Origin of the sequence: Paraburkholderia sp. NPDC080076, from assembly GCF_050281145.1 — a bacterium.
Taxonomy (GTDB): domain Bacteria; phylum Pseudomonadota; class Gammaproteobacteria; order Burkholderiales; family Burkholderiaceae; genus Paraburkholderia.
Map to the genome: position 1 here is coordinate 86,982 of NZ_JBNNWQ010000016.1, position 21,136 is coordinate 108,117.

Consider the following 21,136-nt stretch of genomic DNA (forward strand, 5'->3'; position numbering starts at 1 on the left):
ATCCAACTCAGAAGTGGGGCGTGTGATGCGAGACAAGGAAGATGAACGCGTCGACGGCAGCCGCCGTACCTGGCTGATAGCGACGACCGTAGCAGGTGGCATAGGAGGCGTTGCCACTGTCGTACCCTTTGTTAGTTCGTTTGCACCATCTGAAAAGGCCAAGGCAGCAGGTGCCCCGGTCGAAGTCGATATCAGCGATCTCAAGCCCGGCGACATGAAGACCGTTGCCTGGCGCGGTAAGCCGGTGTGGATCATCAACCGCACCGACCGGATGCTCGCCGATGTCCAGAAAGCCGATAACGAAGTAGCGGATCCCCACACCAAGAATCCTTTTTCGATGCCGTTGCCGGAGTACTGCAACAACGAGTTCCGTTCACGCACTGACCACAAGAACCTTTTCGTCGCCGTCGCCGTGTGCACCCATCTGGGTTGCACGCCGACGCCGCGCTTCCAGGAGGGCGCGCAGCCCAATCTTCCAGACGACTGGCCAGGCGGCTTCCTGTGCCCTTGCCACGGCTCGACCTATGACATGGCCGGCCGCGTCTTCAAGAACAAACCTGCGCCGCAGAACCTCGACATCCCGCCTTACATGTTCACCTCGGCCACCGGCCTCGTGATCGGCAAGGACGAGAAAGGAGAAGCGTAATGGCGATCGAACACGAAGTAGAGACGACCGGGCTGGTCGGCTGGATCGACCGGCGCTTTCCGATGACTTCCACCTGGAAGAAGCACGTTTCCGAGTACTACGCGCCGAAGAACTTCAACTTCTGGTACTTCTTCGGTTCGCTTGCGCTCCTGGTGCTGGTCAACCAGATCGTCACCGGCATCTTCCTCACCATGAACTACAAGCCCGACGCGACGCTTGCGTTCTCGTCGGTCGAGTACATCATGCGCGAGGTGCCGTGGGGCTGGCTGATCCGCTATATGCACTCCACGGGCGCGTCGATGTTTTTCGTCGTCGTGTATCTGCATATGTTCCGCGGGCTGATGTACGGCTCGTACCGCAAGCCGCGCGAACTGGTGTGGATCTTCGGCTGCGCGATTTTCCTGTGCCTGATGGCCGAGGCCTTTTTCGGCTATCTGCTGCCGTGGGGGCAAATGTCGTTCTGGGGCGCGCAGGTGATCGTGAACCTGTTCTCGGCGATTCCGTTCATCGGGCCGGATCTGTCGCTGTGGATTCGCGGCGACTATGTGGTCTCCGATGTCACGCTGAACCGCTTCTTCGCGTTTCACGTGATCGCGATTCCGCTGGTGCTGATCGGTCTGGTGGTCGCCCACCTGGTCGCGCTGCACGAAGTGGGATCGAACAACCCGGACGGCATCGAAATCAAGGCGAAGAAGGGCCCGGACGGCATTCCGCTCGACGGCATCCCGTTCCACCCCTACTACTCGGTGCACGATTTCATGGGCGTGACGGTGTTCCTGCTGATCTTCGCGGCGATCATCTTCTTCGCGCCGGAGATGGGCGGCTACTTCCTCGAAGCGAACAACTTCGTGCCGGCCAACCCGCTGCAGACGCCGCCTGAAATCGCCCCGGTGTGGTACTTCACCGCCTTCTACGCGATGCTGCGCGCCACTACGGATCCGTTCAAGATCGTGCTGATGGTCGTGATCGGGCTGCTCGGCCTGCTCGCGCTGGTGCGCGCGCGCGGGAAATGGAAGCTCGGCCTGCCGGTGCTCGCGGTGCTGGTGATTCTGGCCATGGCGTTCACGGAGTCGAAGTTCTGGGGCGTGGTGGTGATGGGCAGTGCGGTGGTGTCGCTGTTCTTCCTGCCGTGGCTCGACCGCTCGCCGGTCAAGTCGATCCGTTACCGGCCGTTTTTTCACAAGGTGTTCTACGGCATCTTCGTGGCCGCGTTCCTGACGTTGGCTTTCCTCGGCACTAAACCGCCGTCGCCGGCCGCCACGTTGATCGCCCAGATCTGCGCGCTGATCTACTTCGCGTTTTTCCTCGGTATGCCGTTCTGGACGCGGCTTGGCACGTTCAAGCAGCCGCCCGAACGGGTGCGGTTCAAGCCTCACTAATCGCGAGCCAGGAGAACACGAAATGAAAAAACTGCTTACGAAGTGCGCGCTGATCGGCGCGACACTGCTCGCGGTGCTGGCCGCCCCGGCTTACGCGGACGAGAATTTCCCTCTCGACCGCGCGCCGGATAACGCGGAGAATTTCGCTTCTTTGCAGCACGGCGCGCAATTGTTTGTAAACTACTGCCTGAATTGCCACAGCGCGAACCTGATGCGCTACAACCGCCTGACCGACATCGGCATTACGCCGAACGAAATTCAGGCGAACCTGCTCTTCACCACGGATAAAGTCGGCAACACCATGACCGTGGCGATGCGTCCGGCCGACGCGCAAGCGTGGTTCGGCGCGAGTCCGCCGGATTTGTCGGTGGAAGCGCGAGCGCGCGGCAAGGATTGGCTGTACACGTATTTGCGCAGCTTTTACCGCGACAATACGCGGCCGACCGGCTGGAACAATCTGGTGTATGAAAACGTGAGCATGCCTCACGTGCTGTGGCAGCTTCAGGGGCAACGTACCGCGAAGTTCGGTGACGAAACCGACGAAAAAACTGGCGAGACGGTACACAAATTTGTCGGCTTCCAGCAGGTCACTCCGGGGACGATGTCGCCGGTAGATTATGATTCTGCTGTGGCCGACCTTGTGTCGTACCTGTCATGGATGTCCGAACCGACCCAGAAAACCCGCAAACAGCTTGGCGTGTGGGTGCTGTTGTTCCTCGGTATCCTGAGCTTTTTCGCCTGGCGATTGAACGCCGCGTACTGGAAACATATCAAATAATCACGCCGTCACCCGGCGTGGGGCCGGCGCCAGGAAAAACCTGTTGAACGGTTTTTCCGCGCGCTGGCCTTTCAGCTTTTTGAGGAAACGTAAACATGATGGTTCTGTATTCCGGCACAACTTGCCCGTTCTCCCAGCGCTGCCGGCTGGTGTTGTTCGAAAAGGGCATGGACTTCGAGATCCGCGACGTCGACCTGTTTAACAAGCCGGAAGACATCGCCGTGATGAATCCGTATGGTCAAGTGCCGATTCTCGTCGAACGGGACCTGATTCTGTACGAATCGAACATCATCAACGAGTATATCGACGAGCGCTTCCCGCACCCGCAGCTGATGCCGGCCGATCCGGTGCAGCGCGCGCGCGCGCGCCTGTTCCTGCTGAACTTCGAGAAGGAACTGTTCGTTCACGTCGGCACGCTCGAAAACGAAAAGGGCAAGGCCGCCGAGAAGAATCACGAGAAGGCCCGTCTCGCGATTCGCGATCGTCTGACGCAACTCGCACCGATCTTCCTGAAGAACAAGTACATGCTCGGCGAAGAGTTCTCGATGCTCGACGTCGCGATCGCGCCGTTGCTGTGGCGTCTGGATCATTACGGCATCGAACTGTCGAAGAACGCCGCACCGCTGATGAAGTATGCCGAGCGCATTTTCAGCCGCCCGGCTTATATCGAAGCGCTGACGCCTTCGGAAAAGGTGATGCGTCGTTGAGTTTGGCTTTGGGGCGAGGGCGCCGCGCGGCGGAGTGAGCGCGGGCCCGCGCCCGGTAAGAGGACTGTTGATGCAAGAGATTTCCACCAAGCCTTACCTGCTGCGCGCGCTCTACGAGTGGTGCACGGATAACGGCTATACGCCGCATATCGCGGTCCGGGTCGACAATCAGACGCGCGTGCCGCGTCAGTTTGTGCGCGACAACGAAATCGTGTTGAACATCAGCTTCGAGGCGACCAGCCAGTTGCAGATGGGCAACGAGTGGATCGAGTTCAGCGCGCGTTTCTCCGGCAAGTCGCACAAGATCGAGGTGCCGATCGCCAATATTCTCGCGATTTACGCGCGCGAAAACGGGCAGGGCATGGCGTTCCCGGTCGAGTCGACGGGCGGTGAAGCGCAGGATTCGGGCGCCGACGCGGAAGTGGCGGACGAGACCGAGGCGCCCGCGCCACGCGTGGTCGAAACGGCGCCGGCAACGGATGCCGCCACCGCCAAAGCGGATAGCGAGACGGACGGTCCGCAGCCTGACGACGATGGATCGAAAGGCGGCGGAAGGGCTCGCCTCAAGATCGTAAAATGAAGTAGAATCACGGCCTCATGCCGGCTTAGCTCATCAGGTAGAGCGCTTGACTTGTAATCATGAGGTAGCGGGTTCGAGTCCTGCAGCCGGCACCAGTTGTACTAAACGGGGTTTCTGTTCATTCAGAAACCCCGTTTTTATTTGTCCGCGCTTATCGATAAAGGTGACGTATCCGAGCCGCTGCACGGCCATTCAGCCTGCAGAAAGAACCGGCTTCGTGAAGCATCGGTGAGCTGCGAAACGGTCCAAAATCACCATATCTCTTTCACCTTGTCGATCGTGGACTTTTTAGTCCACGAGTTGCCGGTCGAGGCCTGCAGATAGCGCGCCTCACCCGTCCCCGCCGACGAATAGCGCACCGCGAACCCGGACGACAGAGGTACTATGCGGGCGTCAGTCGGCAACGCTATCCAGTACTCCGGCGGGCAACGCCCCCGATGACGCGGCTTATCAGCGCGTCGCTCCCGCAACACCGACCCCACCTCACCATGACCAGCCCTGCAACCATCACCTGGCCCGAAGCCGACGGCCCCCGCTCCGCGCGTTGGCGCTCCGAAGCGGCCGTGCCGCCGCCCAAGCGCGTCATCGTCGCGGACGACCGCACCACCGCCGATTCCGCGTACCGACTCGCGTGTGAAGGCACGGCGCTACTGTGGAACGGCGACTTCCAGAACGCTCGTCAACTGCTGCAAGCGGTCACGCGCCGGCTCGAGCGCAAGCCTCGCAAACACGGCGAAACGCCGATCGACGCGTTCAATCTGCATCGGCAGGCGCAGTCGCAACGCGCGCGCACGCTCGGCATGATCCTGATTCCGCTCGACGCCGCGTATGGTATTCCGCTGCGCCGCGCGCCGGAGGTCCAACAGGCTTGCATCGAGACGTACGGTCCGTCCACTGACGAACCGTCCGTCGTCTCGCTGCGCGAACTGCTCGGCATGATCGGCGCGCATGAATGGCGCAAGAAGGGCGTCGAGATTCCCGCGCTGGGTGACCGGATTCATCCGCACTACGGCGTGTTCTCACCAGTGCGCGGCGAGTATGTGGATCTCGTTGCGCGCACGCCGCTGCCTTCGCTGAATAAGGCGTTCGATATCGGCACCGGTACGGGCGTGTTGTCCGCGCTGCTCGCCAAACGCGGCGTGAAGAGAATCATCGCTACCGATCAGGATCCCCGCGCGCTCGCTTGTGCGCGTGAGAACCTGACGCGTCTCGGCTATGACCAGCAGGTCGAGGTCGTGCAGGCCGATCTGTTTCCGGAAGGCCGCGCGCCGCTCGTCGTATGCAACCCGCCGTGGGTGCCGGCGAGACCCGCTTCGCCGATCGAGTACGCCATCTACGATTCGGAAAGCCGCATGCTGCTCGGTTTCCTGAACGGCCTCGCGGAGCATCTGTCGCCGGGCGGCGAGGGCTGGCTGATCATGTCGGATTTCGCCGAGCATCTCGGTTTGCGCACGCGCGACTGGCTGCTGGCCGCCATCGACAAGGCGGGGTTGACCGTGGTGGGTCGCGAGGACATTCGTCCGCGACACCCCAAGTCGACCGATGAAACCGATGCGCTGCACACGGCGCGCATGGCCGAAGTGACGTCGCTGTGGCGTCTGAAGGCGCGATAAGCGGTGAGATGCGCTGCTCTCGCTTTAAGAGCGAGGGCAACACGTCACGCCGCCGCCTCGCTCCCCTTGAGTTTGCCGACATACGCCGCCGCGCCGCGTCCTGCCGCGAGGCCGCTGGCGAAGCAGGCGGTGAGCAGGTAACCGCCCGTCGGCGCTTCCCAATCGAGCATCTCGCCCGCGCAGAAGGCGCCGGGCAGGCGCTCAATCATCAAGTGCTCGTCGAGCGCCTCGAAGGGAATGCCGCCGGCGGTGCTGATCGCTTCCGCGATCGGCCGGGCGCGCGTGAGGCGCACGGGCAGCGCCTTGATGGCGTGCGCGAGGCCGTCTGCGTCGGCGAAGGCTTCTTTCGACAAAATCTCGTGCAACAAAGCCAGTTTTACCCCGCCAATTCCGATTCTGCCGTGCAGATGGCTCGACATCGAGCGTGAGCCGCGCGGTCGCGTGACTTCGGCGACGACCCGCTCCAAAGGCAAGCCTGGCGCCAGATCCAACGTGACCGTGACATCGCCGTCGGCCAGAATCCGCTCCCGGATTACTGCCGACAAGGCGTAAATCAGACTCCCTTCCAAGCCCGTTTCGGTCAGAAGTATTTCACCTTGTCGATTGTGGACTTTATTGTCTACGCCGGTGAGCGCCATGGCCACCGGCTTGACCGGTTGACCCGCGAAACGCTCGCGCAGATAGGGGCTCCAGTCCGCGTCGAAGCCGCAGTTTGCAGACAGCAACGGCGTTACGGGCACGTTGCGCGAGGCCATCAGCGGAACCCAGGCGGCGTCCGATCCGAGCCGCGGCCAGCTTGCGCCGCCCACCGCGAACACGACGGCATCGAAGGTCACAGTCTGTTCGCCGTCGGGTGTCGCGAAGTGGAGCGTATGCGCCGCGACATCGCCCGCTTCGGTGTCCCAGCCAATCCACTTGTGGCGCATGTGAAACCGCACGCCCGCCTCGCGCAGTCGATGCAACCACGCACGCAGCATCGGCGCGGCTTTCATGTCGGTCGGAAAAACGCGTCCCGAACTGCCGACGAACGTCTCCACACCCAAGCCGTGCACCCACGCGCGCAGGGCGTCGGGATCGAAGGCTCGCACGAGCGGCGCGATCTGTTCGCGGCGCGCTCCGTAGCGGCCGAGGAACGGCTCGAGCGGCTCCGAATGCGTGATGTTCATGCCGCCTTTGCCCGCCATCAGAAATTTGCGGCCGACCGACGGCATGGCGTCATAGACGTCGACCTGCACGCCTTGCTGGACGAGCGCCTCGGCGGCCATCAAGCCGGCGGGGCCGCCGCCGATCACGGCGACGCGGGCGGAATCGAATGAGGATGACATGCGGGCCTGCGGATGAGCGGAAGAGGCGGCGCGCCGGCGATTCGGATGATCCGTCGGCGCGAAGGGCGCTATTTTCACACTGCGAGCAGTGCAGGGCAAACGCGCGGGCAGGTCGGCAGGCCGAAAATGGCTGAGTTCAGGCGGTCTGCGTACGCCTGGTTTGCGTCGACGGCTTTGTTATCGACCGGCGCGACCTATACTTTTCAGACACCTTCCATCGGATGCCGTGCGCGTCTTCCTCGCGTCATACCAACTCGCCGTCTTCCCCGCCACCCGGCGCTATCCGAGCTATCGGAGCCGCCGTGTCACGACCGGTGATGTGGTCCGCGCGTCTGCTGCCTGCGTGGATGTCTGAACGTCATCTTGATCAAGGAGACTGCCATGTCCCGCAAATACATCGATTGCCGTGAGTTTCCGAGCGAAATGAACTGCACCGTCGCCTTGTCTGCCGACAGCGAGAGCGAATTGCTCGACGCCGCCGTGCAGCATGCGGTTGCTGTGCACAAGCATACGGATTCGCCGGAATTGCGCTCGCAACTCAAGGCGCTCTTTCACGACGGCACGCCACCGGTCGAAGCGACGCGCGGGTGAGCTGCCGTCATTTGGGGAGCTACAGAACGAGCGACCCGCGCAAGCGGCGTCTGGCCGCCCGCGCGGGTCGCAGCATCGTTGAACTATGTGTTAGCCGGGGTACGCCTCGTCCACCTTTAGCCCGGCGAGCTTGAAAATGACTCGCAGCGTCTGCGGTTTTATATCGCGCCGCGATGCGAGCGTAGTCATGACGAAGTCGAGCACTTTGGCGTACTTGAGCATGGTCAGGCAGGTTTCCATGTCCACGCTGCCGTCGCGCATGACTTCGGCCAGCCGCAGCATCTCCGTGGAGATGTCGCGGGCCATTTCCAGTTCGAGTTGCTGCTTCTCGGACCACGCTGGGGTGGCGATGAGTTTCGCCAGCATTTCCTGAAATTTCTGTTCGACGTTTCCGTTGGGTACCGTATCCATTGCCGCCTCTTCTATTTTCCGAGCGCGCGTCCGCTTGACGTCTCGGCGCGCTGCTGGTTACGTAACGTTCGGCCCGTGTTCCGGGACCGTCCTCCCCACATTCATTCGGTTCGCGTGGTGAAAGCCACGGCCGCAGCCCGTTGTTATAGGCGGCACGGCCGGCACCATCGGGCCCGGCCGTCACGCAAGCTGCTTTTGCGCCTTTCTGGAACCTTCCGCGTGACACTTTTTTACGCAGGAAGTGTTCCAGTTGATGCCCTTTATCACATGCTTCGCGCGGCTCCTTCGGTCAGCAAGCCGCACTTTGGGTAAACTGGCAGCAACTTTTCCCTTTTTCCGTCACCTGTCGCACGTTCACGTTGCAATTCTTGGCGGTTTTCCCCGATGTCCAGCAAAACGCACGAAATCCGTCCGAACCAGTCCGTCGAGTTGTTGAAGGAGCTTCACATCCTAACGCGCGACGGCAAGATGAATCAGGACAGCCGCCGCAAGCTGAAACAGGTCTACCACCTGTTCCAGTTCATCGAGCCGCTGCTCAAAGACCTCAAGGACAAGCAAGGCGCCGTTACCCTTGTCGATCACGGCGCGGGCAAGTCGTATCTAGGTTTTATCCTGTATGACCTTTTCTTCAAGGAGTTTCAGGAAGATGCGGGTGCTGCGTCACATATATATGGCATTGAGACGCGCGAGGAGCTCGTCGCGAAGTCGGAAGAGCTGGCTGGAAGGCTGGGTTTCACGGGCATGTCGTTTCTGAATCTGTCAGTGGCGGACTCGATCACGTCGGACCGCTTGCCGGCCCAGATCGACATCGTCACGGCGCTGCACGCCTGCAATACCGCGACCGACGACGCGCTGCGCTTCGCGCTCGAAAAGAAGGCGAAGTACATCGTGGTCGTGCCGTGCTGTCAGGCCGAGGTGGCGGGGGTGTTGCGGCAGAACAAGGGCAAATCGCTCGGCAACGCCTTGACGGAGATCTGGCGGCATCCGTTGCACACGCGGGAGTTCGGGAGCCAGATCACGAACGTGCTGCGGTGTTTGCAGCTCGAAGCGCACGGGTATCAGGTCAGCGTGACCGAACTGGTGGGCTGGGAGCATTCCATGAAGAATGAACTGATCATCGCCCAATACAAGGATCTGCCGAGACGCCGGCCGACCGAGCGCTTGAACGAGGTGATGGAAACGCTTGGGATCGAGGAACTGAAGGAACGGTTCTTTGTTTCGGCCTGATCGGACGGCGTGGGCGCGGTGGCTCGTTGCGAGCCGCTGCGTGAACTAGGGCTTCATCAACGCGGCCCAGCCGGCCAGGCCGATTCGCCGGAGCGTTTCCTGATTCCGCTCGTAAATCCCTTCCGCATCCGGAAAAGCCTGAACCGCGCGTTCAATGCTGTCTTCGCGCAGCAGATGCAAGATCGGATAGGGCGCGCGATTCGTGTAGTTCTCGATATCGTCGGGCTCGCTGCCTTCGAACTGGTAAAAGGGATGGAAGCTCGCGATCTGAACGATGCCTTCGAGCCGGAGCTGCTTGAGCATGCGTTCGGCGAAAAACAGGCAGTCGTTGTAGTCGAGAAAATCGCTGAGCGCCTGCGGCACGATCAACAGCGTGGTATCCACGGCATCCGGGTTGGCGGCGACCAGCGTCTGAAGCTCGGTTTCCAGATCGGCCAGCACGCCTTCCATGTCCACCGCATCGCTGACGGCATAGCGAATCTGTCCCTTTACGTGGACAGCTTTCGCGAACGGACACAAGTTGAGCCCGATCACGGCCTCGGTCAGCCAGTGACGAGTAGCGGCAACAACGGCATCGTGGGATTCGGCGGACAACGGCATGGCGGGCGGCGCGGGAGATAAAGCGCCATTTTAACGGGGCGGATGGGCATCGATTCGCGCCTCGCGCAAACAGAACCGCAAAGCAGACAATTCAGTCAGTCGACGCCGACGCCGCGCCGCACGCCGCGGCGATCAACTGCGCGGCGACCTTCGGCGCGGCCAGAATGGGCCCGCAACCGGGGCCGTACGTCTGGCTGGCCGCATACACGCCTTCGATCATCAGACCGAGCGCATTGGCGAGCGCGACCGGATCATCGGCGCCCGCCGCCGTCGTCAGTTCCGTGAGCCGCGCCATCAGGCGCGCTTTGTTGTGAAACACGAACTGCCGCGCCGGATGCGCCGTGTCCGGAAACTCCACCGACACGTTCACGAAGGGACAGCCGCGATAGTCATCGATCGACGCGCGCACGGCGAGGTCGTCGAAATATTGCTGAAGCTGCCGGGCCGGCTCGCCCGGATGTTTGGCGAAGCTCCTCTCCACGTAGCCGAAGAACTGCTCATCCTTGCGGTCCAGATAAGCCATGACCAACTCGTCCTTCGACGAAAACTGCCGGTACAAGCTCATCTTGTTCACGCCGGCGCGCTCGACCACCGCGTCCACCCCGACGGCTCGCACACCTTCGCGATAGAACAGCTCGTCCGCGGCACGGAGCAAGTGCTGTTGCGCCTGCGGCCCGGCGGTCTGCGCGCTGCGCGAGCGACGGGCCGCGGCCGGTTTGAGGGATTCACTGTCGGACATGGAAGACCACCTGAAATCAATTAACGCCTTGACATGTTACCGACCAGTAACTAAGATCGCAACACCTATTGTGACTGATCTGTCACAAATCCTTTACCGAACGCGTAACAATACAAGCGGCGTCGCCTGCGGGGCAGGTGTCGATTGGAGAACCGATGAACTGGGCAGCAAAACTGATTGGCGGACGTTTCCACTACGGCTGGTTGACCGTCGCCGTGGTGTTTCTGGTACTGCTGGCGGCAGCCGGCACGCGCGCCACGCCGAGCGTGATGATGGTGCCGCTCGAGCATCAATTCGGCTGGAGCCGCGCGACGATATCATTGGCGATTTCCGTGAACATCGCCCTGTACGGTCTGATGGGACCGTTCGCGGCGGCGGCAATGCAGCGTTTCGGTGTGCGCCCCACGTTGTTGGCCGCGCTCGGCACGATGGCGGCCGGTGTGGGCCTCTCGTCGCTGATGACGCACCCGTGGCAGATGATATTGATCTGGGGCGTGATGGTCGGCGGCTCGACGGGCGTCGCGGCGCTGTCGTTGTCGGCGACGGTGGTCACACGCTGGTTCACCACGCACCGCGGCCTCGTCATGGGCATTCTCACGGCAAGCTCGGCAACCGGCCAACTGGTGTTCCTGCCGATGCTCGCGGCCATCGCCGAGCACTACGGCTGGCGGCAAGTGGTGTGGGTCGTCGCCATTGCGGCCGCGATCGTGATTCCGCTGGTTGCGTTTCTGTTGCCGGAGCGCCCGGCCGACATGAAGCTGCGTCCTTATGGCGAGCCACACGATTCGCCCATCAACAGCACCGTCACCAAACAGAACCCGCTGGCAATCGCCTTCGGCACACTTGCCATGGCGAGCAAGACCCGCGACTTCTGGCTGCTGTTTTTCAGCTTCTTTATCTGCGGCGCGAGCACCAATGGCTACGTCGGCACCCATCTGATCGCGATGTGCGGCGACTACGGCATGACGGAAGTGCAGGGCGCCTCGCTGCTCGCCGCAATGGGCATCTTCGATCTGTTCGGCACGACTCTTTCGGGCTGGCTGTCGGACCGCTTCAATAGCCGCGTGCTGCTGTTCTGGTACTACGGTCTGCGCGGGTTGTCGCTGATGTTTCTGCCGCACGCGTTCGGCATCGACTTCTTCGGTCTGCCGCTGTTCGCCGTGTTCTACGGCCTTGACTGGATCGCAACCGTGCCGCCGACAGTGCGTCTGGCCACCGACGTCTACGGCAAGGAATCAGCGCCGGTGGTGTTCGGCTGGGTCGTCGCCGGCCATCAACTCGGCGCGGCGTTCGCGGCGCTCGGCGCGGGCATGCTGCGCGCGAGCCTCGGCACCTACACGGTAGCGTCGATGATTTCCGGCGGCTTGTGCCTCGTGGCTGCGGTGATCGTGTTGCGGATCAACCGGCCCGCCAAGGTGCCGGAACCGCAGACGGCATAAAACCGCCGCGGCGATCCGAGCATCGCGAGAACCACGGCCCCGCAAGGGGCCGTTTCGCTATCGCAGCCGGCACTAAACAAACTGCTCGCTTGTTGGCGCACGCGCGCTGAAGCCCGGTTATGCTATGTGACCCCGGGCAGTTGCCCGTCGATCATGAATTTCGACTGAGAGAAGCGCATGACCCATAAACCCGCCCCTACCGCAATTGCCATTCACGAGCTGATTGCAGGCCGCTGGAGCCCGCGCGCGTATTCGAGCGAGCCGGTGAGCCGCGAGCATCTGCAAGCCGTGCTCGAAGCGGCACGCTGGGCGCCGTCTTCGTACAACGCGCAGCCGTGGCGTTTTCTCGTATTCGACCGCAGCGTCGATGAAGTCTCGTTCAAGCAGGCTTTTGCCACACTGGTGCCGTTCAACCAGGGCTGGAATGCGCCGGCGCCGGTGCTGATCGCGGTGACCACACATACGCTCACCAACAAGGGCGACGTGAATCGCTGCGCGCCGTACGATGCGGGCGCCGCGGCGATGGCGCTGGTATTGCAGGCGCATGCGCTCGGACTTGCCGCGCACCAGATGAGCGGCTTCGATCCGAACGCGTTCCGCACGGCATTCAAGCTGCCGAGCGACGTCGACGTGATCGCGATGATTTCGCTCGGCCACTACGGCGATGTCGACAAGCTGGATCCGGTGTTGCGCGAGCGCGAGAAGTCGGTGCGTCAGCGTCTGCCGCTGGCGGAAATCGCCTATGCTGGCGGCTGGAAGAAGGCGTTCTGAGCGGCCTGCGATTTGTGAGTTGAAGTAGAACGCGCGGCGACAACCGCGCGTTTTTTATTCCACATCCTCCGCGACGCTCGACAGCGGCGTAGCTACGCTCTCCAGCGACTTGCGCTCCGCGTCCACGCCCCAGATCGCCGCGATCACCGCCGCCGCGAGCATCAGCCCCGAGCCGACGAGATAGCCCGAAAACACTTCGCTGCGCTGATGCGTGTCGATCAGCCGGCCGAAGAATGCCGGCCCGGCGATGCCGCCGAGCGCCGTGCCGAACGCGTAGAAAACCGCAATGGCCAGCGCGCGAATTTCCAGCGGAAACGATTCGCTGACGGTCAGGTAAGCCGAGCTCGCAGCTGCCGACGCGAAGAAGAAAATCACCATCCACGCGATCGTCTGCGTCACGACGGTGAGCATCTGCTGCTCGAAGAGGTAACCGCTAAGCGTCAGCAGAATGCCGGAGATCGCGTAAGTCGCCGCGATCATCTTGCGCCGCCCGATGACATCGAAGAGCCTGCCGAGCAGCAGCGGTCCGAGGAAATTGCCGAGCGCGAAGGGCAGCAGATACCAGCCGATGTGGTCGCCCGGCACGTGGTAGAAATCGGTGAGCACCAGCGCGTAGGTGAAAAAGATCGCGTTGTAGCAGAACGCCTGCGCGGTCATCAGCGACAGGCCGACCAGCGCGCGCCGTCGATGCACGTTGAAGAGCGTATGGAATACCTCGCGCAGCGGCGTATGTCCGCGAGCACGCAGCCGCAGGCGCAGGAGGCCTTCGTCGGAGAGCGTGTGACCTTCGTGGCGAAAGCGCGTTTCGATGCCTTCGACGATCGCGCGCGCGTCGCGCTCGTCGCCGTGCGTGAGCAGCCAGCGCGGGCTTTCGGGCAGCCAGATGCGCATCGGCAGAATCCCCAGCGCGAGCACCGCGCCGATGAAGAAGCAGGCGCGCCAGCCCCAGTCGGCCGGCAGCAGATGCGGATCGAGCAGCACTAGCGAACCGGCCGCGCCGAGCCCCGCGCCGACCCAGAACGTGCCGTTGATGCCGAGATCGGTCCAGCCGCGCACGCGCGCCGGGGTGAATTCCTGGATCGTCGAATTGATCGCTGTGTATTCACCGCCGATCCCGGCGCCGGTCAGGAAGCGAAACAGCAGAAAGCTGGCCAGATTCCACGACAGCGCGGTTGCCGCAGTCGCTGCCAGATATAGCGCGAGCGTGATGAAAAACAGCTTGCGGCGGCCCAGCCGGTCGGTCAGCCAGCCGAATCCCAGCGCGCCGAGCACCGCGCCGGCGATGTAGGCGCTACCGGCCAGGCCGACGTCGGCGTTGGAAAAGTGCAACGATGGGCTAGACTTCAACGCACTCGCAACCGCGCCCGCCAGCGTGACCTCCAGACCGTCGAGCAGCCACGTCACGCCAAGCGCCACCACGAGCAGCGAGTGAAAGCGGCCCCACGGCAGACGGTCGAGCCGCGAGGGCAGATCGGTTTCGACGACCGTGGCGTTTTTTTCATGAACAGCGGCAGTAGGCGGCGCGCTCATTGCTTGAAGTCTCCTCAATTCCGAAAATTGGCGGCGTATCCTGTCAAAATGAGCAATATTCGTTCCGTCGAGCTGGGTTCTTCCATTATCTGGAGCGTGCCCAAGCGTCAGTTGATGCTTGTTGGGCTTTCGTGTTACAAAGCCGCTCCCCTTTCTGTCCGCGCCAGCCGTGAGCGGCGATTCCTGCCATGAACTATTGCGCGATTGACTTCGGTACTTCCAACTCGGCTGTGGCCGTTCCTGTCGGCGGCGCGCTCAAGCTCGCGCCGGTCGAGGGCGCCTACACGACGCTGCCCACCTCGGTCTTTTTCAACACCGACGAGAACACTCGCGAATTCGGGCGGGCCGCGCTAGCAGCCTACATCGACGGCTTCGACGGCCGCCTGATGCGCTCGATGAAGAGCATTCTCGGCTCGCCGCTCGCCGAGAACTCCACCGACCTCGGCGACGGTTCCGCGATCAAGTACACGGATGTGATCGCGATTTTCGTCGAGCACCTCAAGCGTTCGGCCGAAACAAGCGCTGGCGGCGCGATTCATCGCGCCGTGCTTGGCCGCCCGGTGTTTTTCGTCGACGACGATCCGCGCGCCGATCAGATGGCGCAGCAACAGCTCGAAGCCGCTGCGCGCTCGGTCGGCCTGCGGGAAATTCACTTTCAGTATGAGCCGATCGCGGCCGCGTTCGACTACGAATCGCATCTGACGGAAGAAGGGCTCGTGCTGGTGGCCGACATCGGCGGCGGTACCTCGGACTTTTCGCTGGTACGGGTCGGGCCGGAACGGATGAAGCGCGTTGAGCGCAAGGACGACGTACTGGCGCACCACGGCGTGCACGTCGCCGGTACGGATTTCGACCGGCGCGTGGAACTGGTGACGATCCTGCGCGAACTGGGCTATCAGACGCTGGACCCGGAAGGCCGCGAAATCCCGAACCGGATCTATTTCGATCTGGCGACCTGGCATTTGATCAACACCGTCTACGCCCCGAAGCGCGTCAGTGAGCTCGCGCTGATGCGGCACCTGTTCACCGAGGTCAAGCACCATGACCGGCTGATGCGCGTCGTGGACCGCCGGTTGGGCCACGCGCTGGCGGCGCATGCGGAAGAGGCGAAGATCGGCGTGGCGGCGGGTGGAGAGACCGTGATCGACCTCGATGAAGTGGAAGACGACCTGCGCCTCGCTTTCGACGAGGTGCAACTCATCAAGGCCGGCCACGACGAAACGGTCCGCATCGTGCAGGCGGCGCGCGACACGGTGCAGGCGGCCGGCGTCGCGACACGCGACGTCAACGCGATTTACTTTACGGGTGGTTCGACCGGATTGGCGTTTTTATCGGGCGCATTGGCGGCGGCATTTCCGGATGCCAAAGCAGTATTCGGCGACCGACTTGCGAGTGTCGCGACTGGACTCGGTATTCACGCGCGGCGTCTATTCGGATAACCGAAATCACCAATCGCATACTGCGAAGATAATCACCATTCGCAATAGCGATGGATATAAAAAAACCCCGCCGAGGCGGGGTTTTTTTGCGTCCAGAAGGAAGCGTGTTGCTTACACCGGCTTGATGTTAGCAGCTTGCTTGCCCTTCGGGCCCGTCTTCACTTCAAACGTAACCTTTTGGTTTTCTTGCAGCGTCTTGAAGCCTTCCGTGCGGATTTCCGAGAAATGCGCGAACAGATCTTCGCCGCCGCCGTCCGGCGTGATGAAGCCAAAGCCCTTTGCGTCATTGAACCACTTGACGGTACCGGTTTCCATATTACTTGTTCCTAAAGATGGTAAATAAGGCCGAAGCCCAGAGGGTGCATGAAAATCAAGGAAGGGGGTAATGGGACCAACCGGAGTACCGTTGATGGGCGAACTACGAAAGACCAATTCACTCGCCGCTTGAAATCCTGCCCGAACGTTATACGGCGATTTCGAGAGAAGGTCAACAGTCTCCCCACAACTTTACAAACTTTCGTCAGCTTGGCGTAAAAGTTGCTTACAAAGCTTGCTATTCGTCTGAATTTTTTGCTAGGGAGAACCCTTGGTTTCGCTGCAGAGGCTGGGTGCAACCGTTAAACTACGCGCCTCGCGTCGGTTGCACCTGTCTGGAACGGGCCGTCGCGTACGAATGCGCGTCACCCGTCTGCAACGCCCCAAGGCGCTGTCACGCGGTGCCGTCATGGTTCTGCAGCAAACTTGCATGGGGCGGAGGGAGTGCCGAGGCGCTCACTCCGGCCGACACAGGAGAAGACGTGAAAAGTTCTATACAACGGAACATTGGGCCGTTCGCGCTGATGCTGACGGGCTTGGGTTCGATCATCGGGTCCGGCTGGCTGTTCGGCGCGTGGAAGGCCGCAAAAATTGCCGGTCCCGCTGCCATTTGTGCATGGGTGATCGGCGCGGTCGTGATTCTTGCGATCGCATTGACCTACGCGGAACTCGGCGCGATGTTCCCGGAGTCCGGCGGCATGGTGCGTTACGCGCGCTATTCGCACGGTGCGCTGGTCGGTTTCATTAGCGCATGGGCCAACTGGATCGCGATTGTCTCGGTGATTCCGATCGAGGCTGAAGCGTCCATTCAATATATGAGTACGTGGCCCTATCCCTGGGCGCATGCGCTATTCGTGGATGGCTCATTAACTACGAATGGGTTATTGCTATCCGCTGCGCTCGTGATCATTTACTTCATGCTGAACTACTGGGGCGTGAAACTGTTCGCGCGCGCCAACTCGGCGATTACGATTTTTAAGTTCCTGATTCCCGGCGCGACGATCCTCGGCTTGATGCTGACGGGCTTCCACAAGGAAAACTTCGGCGAAGCGAGCACCTTCGCACCGTACGGCTGGTCAGCGGTGCTGACGGCCGTGTCGACGAGCGGCATTGTGTTCGCGTTCAACGGTTTCCAGAGCCCGATCAATCTCGCGGGTGAAGCGCGCAATCCGGCCAAGAGCGTGCCGTTCGCGGTGATCGGCTCGATCCTGCTCGCGCTGGTGATCTACGTGCTGTTGCAGGTCGCGTATATCGGCGCGGTGAACCCGGGCGACGTGATGAAGGGCTGGAGCCACTTCAACTTCGCTTCGCCGTTCGCGGAACTCGCGATCGCGTTGAACCTGAACTGGCTGGCAATTCTGCTGTACGTCGACGCATTCGTCAGCCCGAGCGGCACTGGCACGACCTATATGGCGACCACGAGCCGCATGATCTACGCAATGGAACGCAACAACACCATGCCGAAGATGTTCGGCAACGTGCACCCGTTCTACGGCGTGCCGCGTCAGGCGATGTGGTTCAACCTGCTGGTGTCGTTCATTTTCCTGTTCTTCTTCCGCGGCTGGAGTTCGCTCGCGGCGGTGATCTCGGTCGCAACGGTGATTTCGTATCTGACCGGCCCAATCAGCCTGATGGCCCTGCGCCGCGCGGCGACGGACCTCGAGCGTCCGCTGCATATCCCGGGCATGAAGATCATTGCGCCGTTCGCGTTCGTCTGCGCGTCGCTGATCCTGTACTGGGCGAAGTGGCCGCTGACCGGCGAAATCATTCTGTTGATGGTCGTCGCGTTGCCGGTGTACTTCTACTTCCAGGCAAAGTCGGGCTTTGCCGGCTGGGGGCGTGATCTGAAGGCGGCGTGGTGGCTGGTCGCCTATCTGCCGGTGATGGCGATTCTGTCGCTGATCGGCAGCAAGCAGTTCGGCGGACACGACCTCATCCCTTACGGCTGGGATATGGTGGTGGTGATCGCGTTTTCGCTGGTGTTCTACTACTGGGGTGTGACGAGCGGTTATCGCTCGGAATATCTGGACGAGCGCACAGAGCACGACGAAGTGCTCGAAGGCATGGGAGCGCATTAAGGTGCTGCGCTGAAGTCTGTAAAAAACCCCCGCCTGAGTTGCTCAGGCGGGGGTTTTTCTTTTCTGCCGCGCTTATTGACTCTGCGTCAGGCGGTGCCGAACACGTAGTTCGTCATGGCCAGCGAGCGCTGGTAGGTCCCAAGCGACTGGATAGCCAGCGAGTAATCGTCGTCCGCCGCGCCCAACGCGGCGAAGACCGGCAGCAGATGCTCGTCGGTGGGATGCATCAGCACGGCATGCGGCGCCTGGCGGCGGTAGTCGAGCAGCGCGTCGATATCGTGCGCGGCGAGCTTTTCCTCGAACCAGTCGGTGAATTCGGCGACGCGCGGATCGGCGTCTTCAGGGCGCGCGGAAAAGTCGGCGGCGCGCAGGTTGTGCGTGATCTGGCCGGAGCCGATCACCATCACGCCGTCGTCTTTCAACGACCGCAGCGCCCGGCCGACGCGGAAGTGATGCGCCGCGTCCATGTGCGGCTGGATCGACAACTGGGCGACGGGTACGTCCGCATCCGGAAACATGAGCAGCATCGGCACCCATGCGCCGTGGTCGAGTCCGTGCGGCTGCGCGCCCGTGAGGATGCCGTTTTCGCCAAGCAGCACCGCCGCGCGGCGCGCCACATCGGGCGCGCCAGGAGCCGAATACTGAATTTCGTACAGCTGACGCGGAAAGCCGTAGAAATCGTGGATTGTCTCCGGCGCCGTGGACGTGCTCGCCACCGGCTGCGCCGTGCCCCAATGGGCCGACAGCATCAGCACGGCTTGCGGACGCGGTAACTGGGCGCTCAGCGCGCCGAATTCGGCGGACGGCAGCGACGGGTCGATCGGCAGCGTGGGCGCGCCGTGGGACAGGAAAAGCGAAGGTAAGCGGTTCATGGCAGCAGCGCAGCCGCGAAAGGCGGCGCAGAGATTGGGTTGCTACCAATGTAGAGCTGAACCGCGATTTGATAAACGGGCGAAAACAGAATTGATTGTGTCGCAGATGTTGTGAATCCGTGTGTATGCACGGTCATCGTACGCTGCGGTTAAGGCGCTATTCCTGCACGCCGCGCAGCCCGGCCCACGCCGGCGACAAAGCCGGTCCGAGCGCGAATAGATCCAGCACGCGCGCCACGGTGTGATCGACCATTTCGTCGATGGAAGCGGGTTGGTTGTAGAAAGCAGGCAGGGGAGGGAAGATCACGCCGCCCATTTCGGTGACGGCCGTCATATTGCGCAGATGCGCAAGATTGAACGGCGTCTCGCGCACGAGCAGCACGAGGCGGCGGCGCTCCTTGAGCGTGACGTCGGCGGCGCGCGTGATCAGGTTGTCCGAGAAACCGTGCGCGACGCTGGCGAGCGTCTTCATCGAGCAAGGGGCGACGATCATGCCGTCGGTGGCAAACGAGCCGGACGCGATGCTCGCGCCGACGTCGCGCACCGAATGAACGACATCCGCGAGCGGATGCACGTCTTCTTTGCTCAACCGGAGTTCGTGCTGAATATTGAGCCAGCCCGCGCTCGAAATCAGCAGATGGCTCTCGACGCCGCCCAGCCTGCGCAGCGTTTCGAGTATCCGGATGCCGTAGATGGCACCGGTCGCGCCGGTAATCGCGACGATCAGCCGGCGTGGCGCCGCAGCCGCAGCGCGTGTTTCCATGGCTCGCGGCGCCTTGGGGATAGAAGCGTGTGGACCGTGGCCGCTCAGGCCGCGGCGAACAGTTGCTGCAGTTCGCCCGATTCGTACATTTCCATCATGATGTCCGAGCCGCCGACGAATTCGCCCTTCACGTAGAGCTGCGGAATAGTCGGCCAGTTCGAGAACTGCTTGATGCCCTGGCGGACTTCGTCGTCTTCCAGGACGTTGACGGTCTTGATCTCGCCGACGCCGCACGCCTTCAGGATCTGGATGGCGCGGCCCGAGAAGCCGCACATCGGGAACTGAGCAGTGCCCTTCATGAAGAGGACGACGTTGTTCTCGTCGACGATTTGCTTGATGCGTTGTTGCGTATCCATGACTGACCTTGCGGTTCCGTTATGTGTAGGGAATAGGCTGAAATGATAGCGGATTTCGATACGGCCGGCCGAGCGCCGCTTTGTCCGTGCAGCGTTTGTGGATATTAGGCGATGCGCGTCAGGTGTCCAAACGCCCGCCGCTGATCCGCTCGATGCCGGCCAGGTCCCGCTCCGAGCGGACTTGCGCGAAACCTTGCGCCGTCAGCAGCGCGCGCACGGCTTCGGCCTGATCGTAGCCGTGCTCGATCCACAATACGCCATCGGCGGCGAGCCGTGTGGGCGCACCGGCGATGATGGCGCGGATCGCGCTGAGCCCGTCGGCTTCGTCGGTGAGCGCGCCGCGCGGTTCGAAGCGCAGATCGCCTTCGTCCAGATGCGGATCGCCGCTCGCGATATACGGTGGATTGCTGACGATCAGGTCAAAGCGCAAGGTGGCGTCGAGCGAGTCGTACCAGTCGCTTTGCGTCAATGCCAAGGCGCCGCCGGGCCGTTTCGCGTCGAGCAGGCGGGCGGCGTTGCGTGTGGCGACCGCCAGCGCTTCGGCGGAACGGTCGAGCGCCCAGACTTGCGCGTCGGGCCGCATCGATGCGATCGCGACGGCAATGGCGCCGGTGCCTGTGCCGAGATCGAGCACGCGAAGCCGCGAGAGGTTTTCCAGCGCCGTCAGCGCAGTTTCGACCAGCAGTTCGGTTTCGGGGCGCGGAATCAGCACGTGTGGTGTGACTTCGAAATCCAGCCCGAAAAATTCCCGGGCGCCGACCAGTTGCGCTACCGGCTCGCCCGCTACGCGCCGTGCTTCCAGCGCCTGGTAACGCTCGACAAACTCGTCGCTGAGCGCTTCGTCGCTGCGCGTAATCAGCTGCGTGGGCCGCCAGTCGAGCACATGCGTGAGCAGGATGCGCGCTTCGAGCAGCGGCAGCGGCGAGGCGCGCAACAAAGCGGCGGGCGTGTTGGGCGTGGTCGAACTCATGCGCGCT

Annotated in this window: 22 protein-coding genes and 1 tRNA gene; 13 read left to right on the top strand and 10 right to left on the bottom strand. The window is 62.2% G+C overall.

Annotated elements, in window-relative coordinates:
* Positions 1 to 25: 25 nt before the first annotated feature.
* The 7 genes from petA to ACQKRQ_RS39195 all read left to right on the top strand — a co-directional run bounded on the left by petA (position 26) and on the right by ACQKRQ_RS39195 (position 5,703).
* Positions 26 to 646 carry a ubiquinol-cytochrome c reductase iron-sulfur subunit gene (gene petA / locus ACQKRQ_RS39165; RefSeq protein WP_012434493.1) on the top strand — a complete coding sequence of 207 codons (621 nt, stop codon included), beginning with the start codon at positions 26 to 28 and terminating at the stop codon, positions 644 to 646.
* Positions 646 to 2,025 carry a cytochrome b gene (locus ACQKRQ_RS39170; RefSeq protein ID WP_132376756.1) on the top strand — a complete coding sequence of 460 codons (1,380 nt, stop codon included), beginning with the start codon at positions 646 to 648 and terminating at the stop codon, positions 2,023 to 2,025. Before petA ends, ACQKRQ_RS39170 begins: the two co-directional genes overlap by 1 nt.
* A gap of 22 nt (positions 2,026 to 2,047) precedes the next feature.
* Positions 2,048 to 2,803, top strand: a complete 756-nt coding sequence (locus ACQKRQ_RS39175; protein ID WP_408317076.1) for a cytochrome c1 — start codon at positions 2,048 to 2,050, stop codon at positions 2,801 to 2,803.
* Between the two features lie 95 nt (positions 2,804 to 2,898).
* Positions 2,899 to 3,510 (top strand): glutathione S-transferase N-terminal domain-containing protein, encoded by a 612-nt coding sequence (locus tag ACQKRQ_RS39180; protein WP_006052302.1) that lies wholly within the window; start codon positions 2,899 to 2,901, stop codon positions 3,508 to 3,510.
* A 70-nt stretch (positions 3,511 to 3,580) separates the two neighbouring features.
* Positions 3,581 to 4,090, top strand: a complete 510-nt coding sequence (locus tag ACQKRQ_RS39185; protein ID WP_132376758.1) for a ClpXP protease specificity-enhancing factor — start codon at positions 3,581 to 3,583, stop codon at positions 4,088 to 4,090.
* A 19-nt stretch (positions 4,091 to 4,109) separates the two neighbouring features.
* Positions 4,110 to 4,185: transfer RNA gene (locus tag ACQKRQ_RS39190), tRNA-Thr, on the top strand.
* 393 nt (positions 4,186 to 4,578) lie between these two features.
* Complete coding sequence (locus ACQKRQ_RS39195; RefSeq protein WP_427483029.1) at positions 4,579 to 5,703, top strand: methyltransferase; 1,125 nt, start codon at positions 4,579 to 4,581, stop codon at positions 5,701 to 5,703.
* 44 nt (positions 5,704 to 5,747) lie between these two features.
* Here ACQKRQ_RS39195 and ACQKRQ_RS39200 read toward each other — a convergent pair whose 3' ends face one another.
* Positions 5,748 to 7,028, bottom strand: a complete 1,281-nt coding sequence (locus ACQKRQ_RS39200; protein ID WP_427483031.1) for a TIGR03862 family flavoprotein — start codon at positions 7,026 to 7,028, stop codon at positions 5,748 to 5,750.
* Positions 7,029 to 7,409: 381 nt separating this feature from the next.
* On the opposite strand from ACQKRQ_RS39200, the gene ACQKRQ_RS39205 reads away from it, so the two are divergent.
* Positions 7,410 to 7,619 (top strand): DUF1059 domain-containing protein, encoded by a 210-nt coding sequence (locus ACQKRQ_RS39205; RefSeq protein ID WP_132376761.1) that lies wholly within the window; start codon positions 7,410 to 7,412, stop codon positions 7,617 to 7,619.
* A 90-nt stretch (positions 7,620 to 7,709) separates the two neighbouring features.
* Here ACQKRQ_RS39205 and ACQKRQ_RS39210 read toward each other — a convergent pair whose 3' ends face one another.
* A complete protein-coding gene (locus ACQKRQ_RS39210; protein ID WP_012434486.1) occupies positions 7,710 to 8,030 on the bottom strand; it encodes a hypothetical protein in 321 nt (106 codons plus the stop codon).
* Between the two features lie 384 nt (positions 8,031 to 8,414).
* On the opposite strand from ACQKRQ_RS39210, the gene ACQKRQ_RS39215 reads away from it, so the two are divergent.
* Positions 8,415 to 9,257, top strand: a complete 843-nt coding sequence (locus ACQKRQ_RS39215; protein ID WP_427483033.1) for a class I SAM-dependent methyltransferase — start codon at positions 8,415 to 8,417, stop codon at positions 9,255 to 9,257.
* Positions 9,258 to 9,302: 45 nt separating this feature from the next.
* Here the strand turns inward: ACQKRQ_RS39215 and ACQKRQ_RS39220 are convergent, their stop codons facing one another.
* Both ACQKRQ_RS39220 and ACQKRQ_RS39225 read right to left on the bottom strand, forming a co-directional pair.
* On the bottom strand, positions 9,303 to 9,857 hold the full coding sequence (locus ACQKRQ_RS39220) for a DUF1415 domain-containing protein (protein WP_427483035.1): 555 nt from the start codon (positions 9,855 to 9,857) through the stop codon (positions 9,303 to 9,305).
* 91 nt (positions 9,858 to 9,948) lie between these two features.
* The gene (locus ACQKRQ_RS39225; protein ID WP_427483037.1) at positions 9,949 to 10,596 is read right to left on the bottom strand and encodes a TetR/AcrR family transcriptional regulator; all 648 of its coding nucleotides are present in this window, start codon (positions 10,594 to 10,596) and stop codon (positions 9,949 to 9,951) included.
* A gap of 155 nt (positions 10,597 to 10,751) precedes the next feature.
* Here ACQKRQ_RS39225 and ACQKRQ_RS39230 point away from each other — a divergent pair, with 155 nt between their 5' ends.
* Together ACQKRQ_RS39230 and ACQKRQ_RS39235 are read left to right on the top strand one after the other, a co-directional pair.
* A complete protein-coding gene (locus ACQKRQ_RS39230; protein ID WP_427483039.1) occupies positions 10,752 to 12,035 on the top strand; it encodes an MFS transporter in 1,284 nt (427 codons plus the stop codon).
* A 177-nt stretch (positions 12,036 to 12,212) separates the two neighbouring features.
* Positions 12,213 to 12,806, top strand: a complete 594-nt coding sequence (locus tag ACQKRQ_RS39235) for a nitroreductase family protein (protein ID WP_132376766.1) — start codon at positions 12,213 to 12,215, stop codon at positions 12,804 to 12,806.
* Between the two features lie 54 nt (positions 12,807 to 12,860).
* On the opposite strand, the gene ACQKRQ_RS39240 is transcribed toward ACQKRQ_RS39235, so the two are convergent.
* Positions 12,861 to 14,336 (bottom strand): MFS transporter, encoded by a 1,476-nt coding sequence (locus tag ACQKRQ_RS39240; protein WP_427483041.1) that lies wholly within the window; start codon positions 14,334 to 14,336, stop codon positions 12,861 to 12,863.
* 188 nt (positions 14,337 to 14,524) lie between these two features.
* Here ACQKRQ_RS39240 and ACQKRQ_RS39245 point away from each other — a divergent pair, with 188 nt between their 5' ends.
* Entirely contained in the window at positions 14,525 to 15,775 is a 1,251-nt protein-coding gene (locus ACQKRQ_RS39245) for an Hsp70 family protein (RefSeq protein ID WP_132376768.1), read from the top strand.
* 111 nt (positions 15,776 to 15,886) lie between these two features.
* Here ACQKRQ_RS39245 and ACQKRQ_RS39250 read toward each other — a convergent pair whose 3' ends face one another.
* Positions 15,887 to 16,090 carry a cold-shock protein gene (locus ACQKRQ_RS39250; protein WP_007180251.1) on the bottom strand — a complete coding sequence of 68 codons (204 nt, stop codon included), beginning with the start codon at positions 16,088 to 16,090 and terminating at the stop codon, positions 15,887 to 15,889.
* 482 nt (positions 16,091 to 16,572) lie between these two features.
* Here ACQKRQ_RS39250 and ACQKRQ_RS39255 point away from each other — a divergent pair, with 482 nt between their 5' ends.
* The gene (locus ACQKRQ_RS39255; RefSeq protein WP_408432977.1) at positions 16,573 to 18,168 is read left to right on the top strand and encodes an APC family permease; all 1,596 of its coding nucleotides are present in this window, start codon (positions 16,573 to 16,575) and stop codon (positions 18,166 to 18,168) included.
* 86 nt (positions 18,169 to 18,254) lie between these two features.
* On the opposite strand, the gene ACQKRQ_RS39260 is transcribed toward ACQKRQ_RS39255, so the two are convergent.
* The 4 genes from ACQKRQ_RS39260 to prmC form a co-directional block, all read right to left on the bottom strand.
* On the bottom strand, positions 18,255 to 19,040 hold the full coding sequence (locus tag ACQKRQ_RS39260; protein WP_427483044.1) for a DODA-type extradiol aromatic ring-opening family dioxygenase: 786 nt from the start codon (positions 19,038 to 19,040) through the stop codon (positions 18,255 to 18,257).
* Positions 19,041 to 19,197: 157 nt separating this feature from the next.
* The gene (locus tag ACQKRQ_RS39265; RefSeq protein ID WP_427483045.1) at positions 19,198 to 19,803 is read right to left on the bottom strand and encodes a UbiX family flavin prenyltransferase; all 606 of its coding nucleotides are present in this window, start codon (positions 19,801 to 19,803) and stop codon (positions 19,198 to 19,200) included.
* 44 nt (positions 19,804 to 19,847) lie between these two features.
* Positions 19,848 to 20,159, bottom strand: a complete 312-nt coding sequence (gene grxD / locus ACQKRQ_RS39270; protein WP_012434475.1) for a Grx4 family monothiol glutaredoxin — start codon at positions 20,157 to 20,159, stop codon at positions 19,848 to 19,850.
* A gap of 118 nt (positions 20,160 to 20,277) precedes the next feature.
* Positions 20,278 to 21,129, bottom strand: coding sequence for a peptide chain release factor N(5)-glutamine methyltransferase (prmC, locus tag ACQKRQ_RS39275; RefSeq protein WP_427483046.1), 852 nt, complete (start codon positions 21,127 to 21,129; stop codon positions 20,278 to 20,280).
* Positions 21,130 to 21,136: the final 7 nt, after the last annotated feature.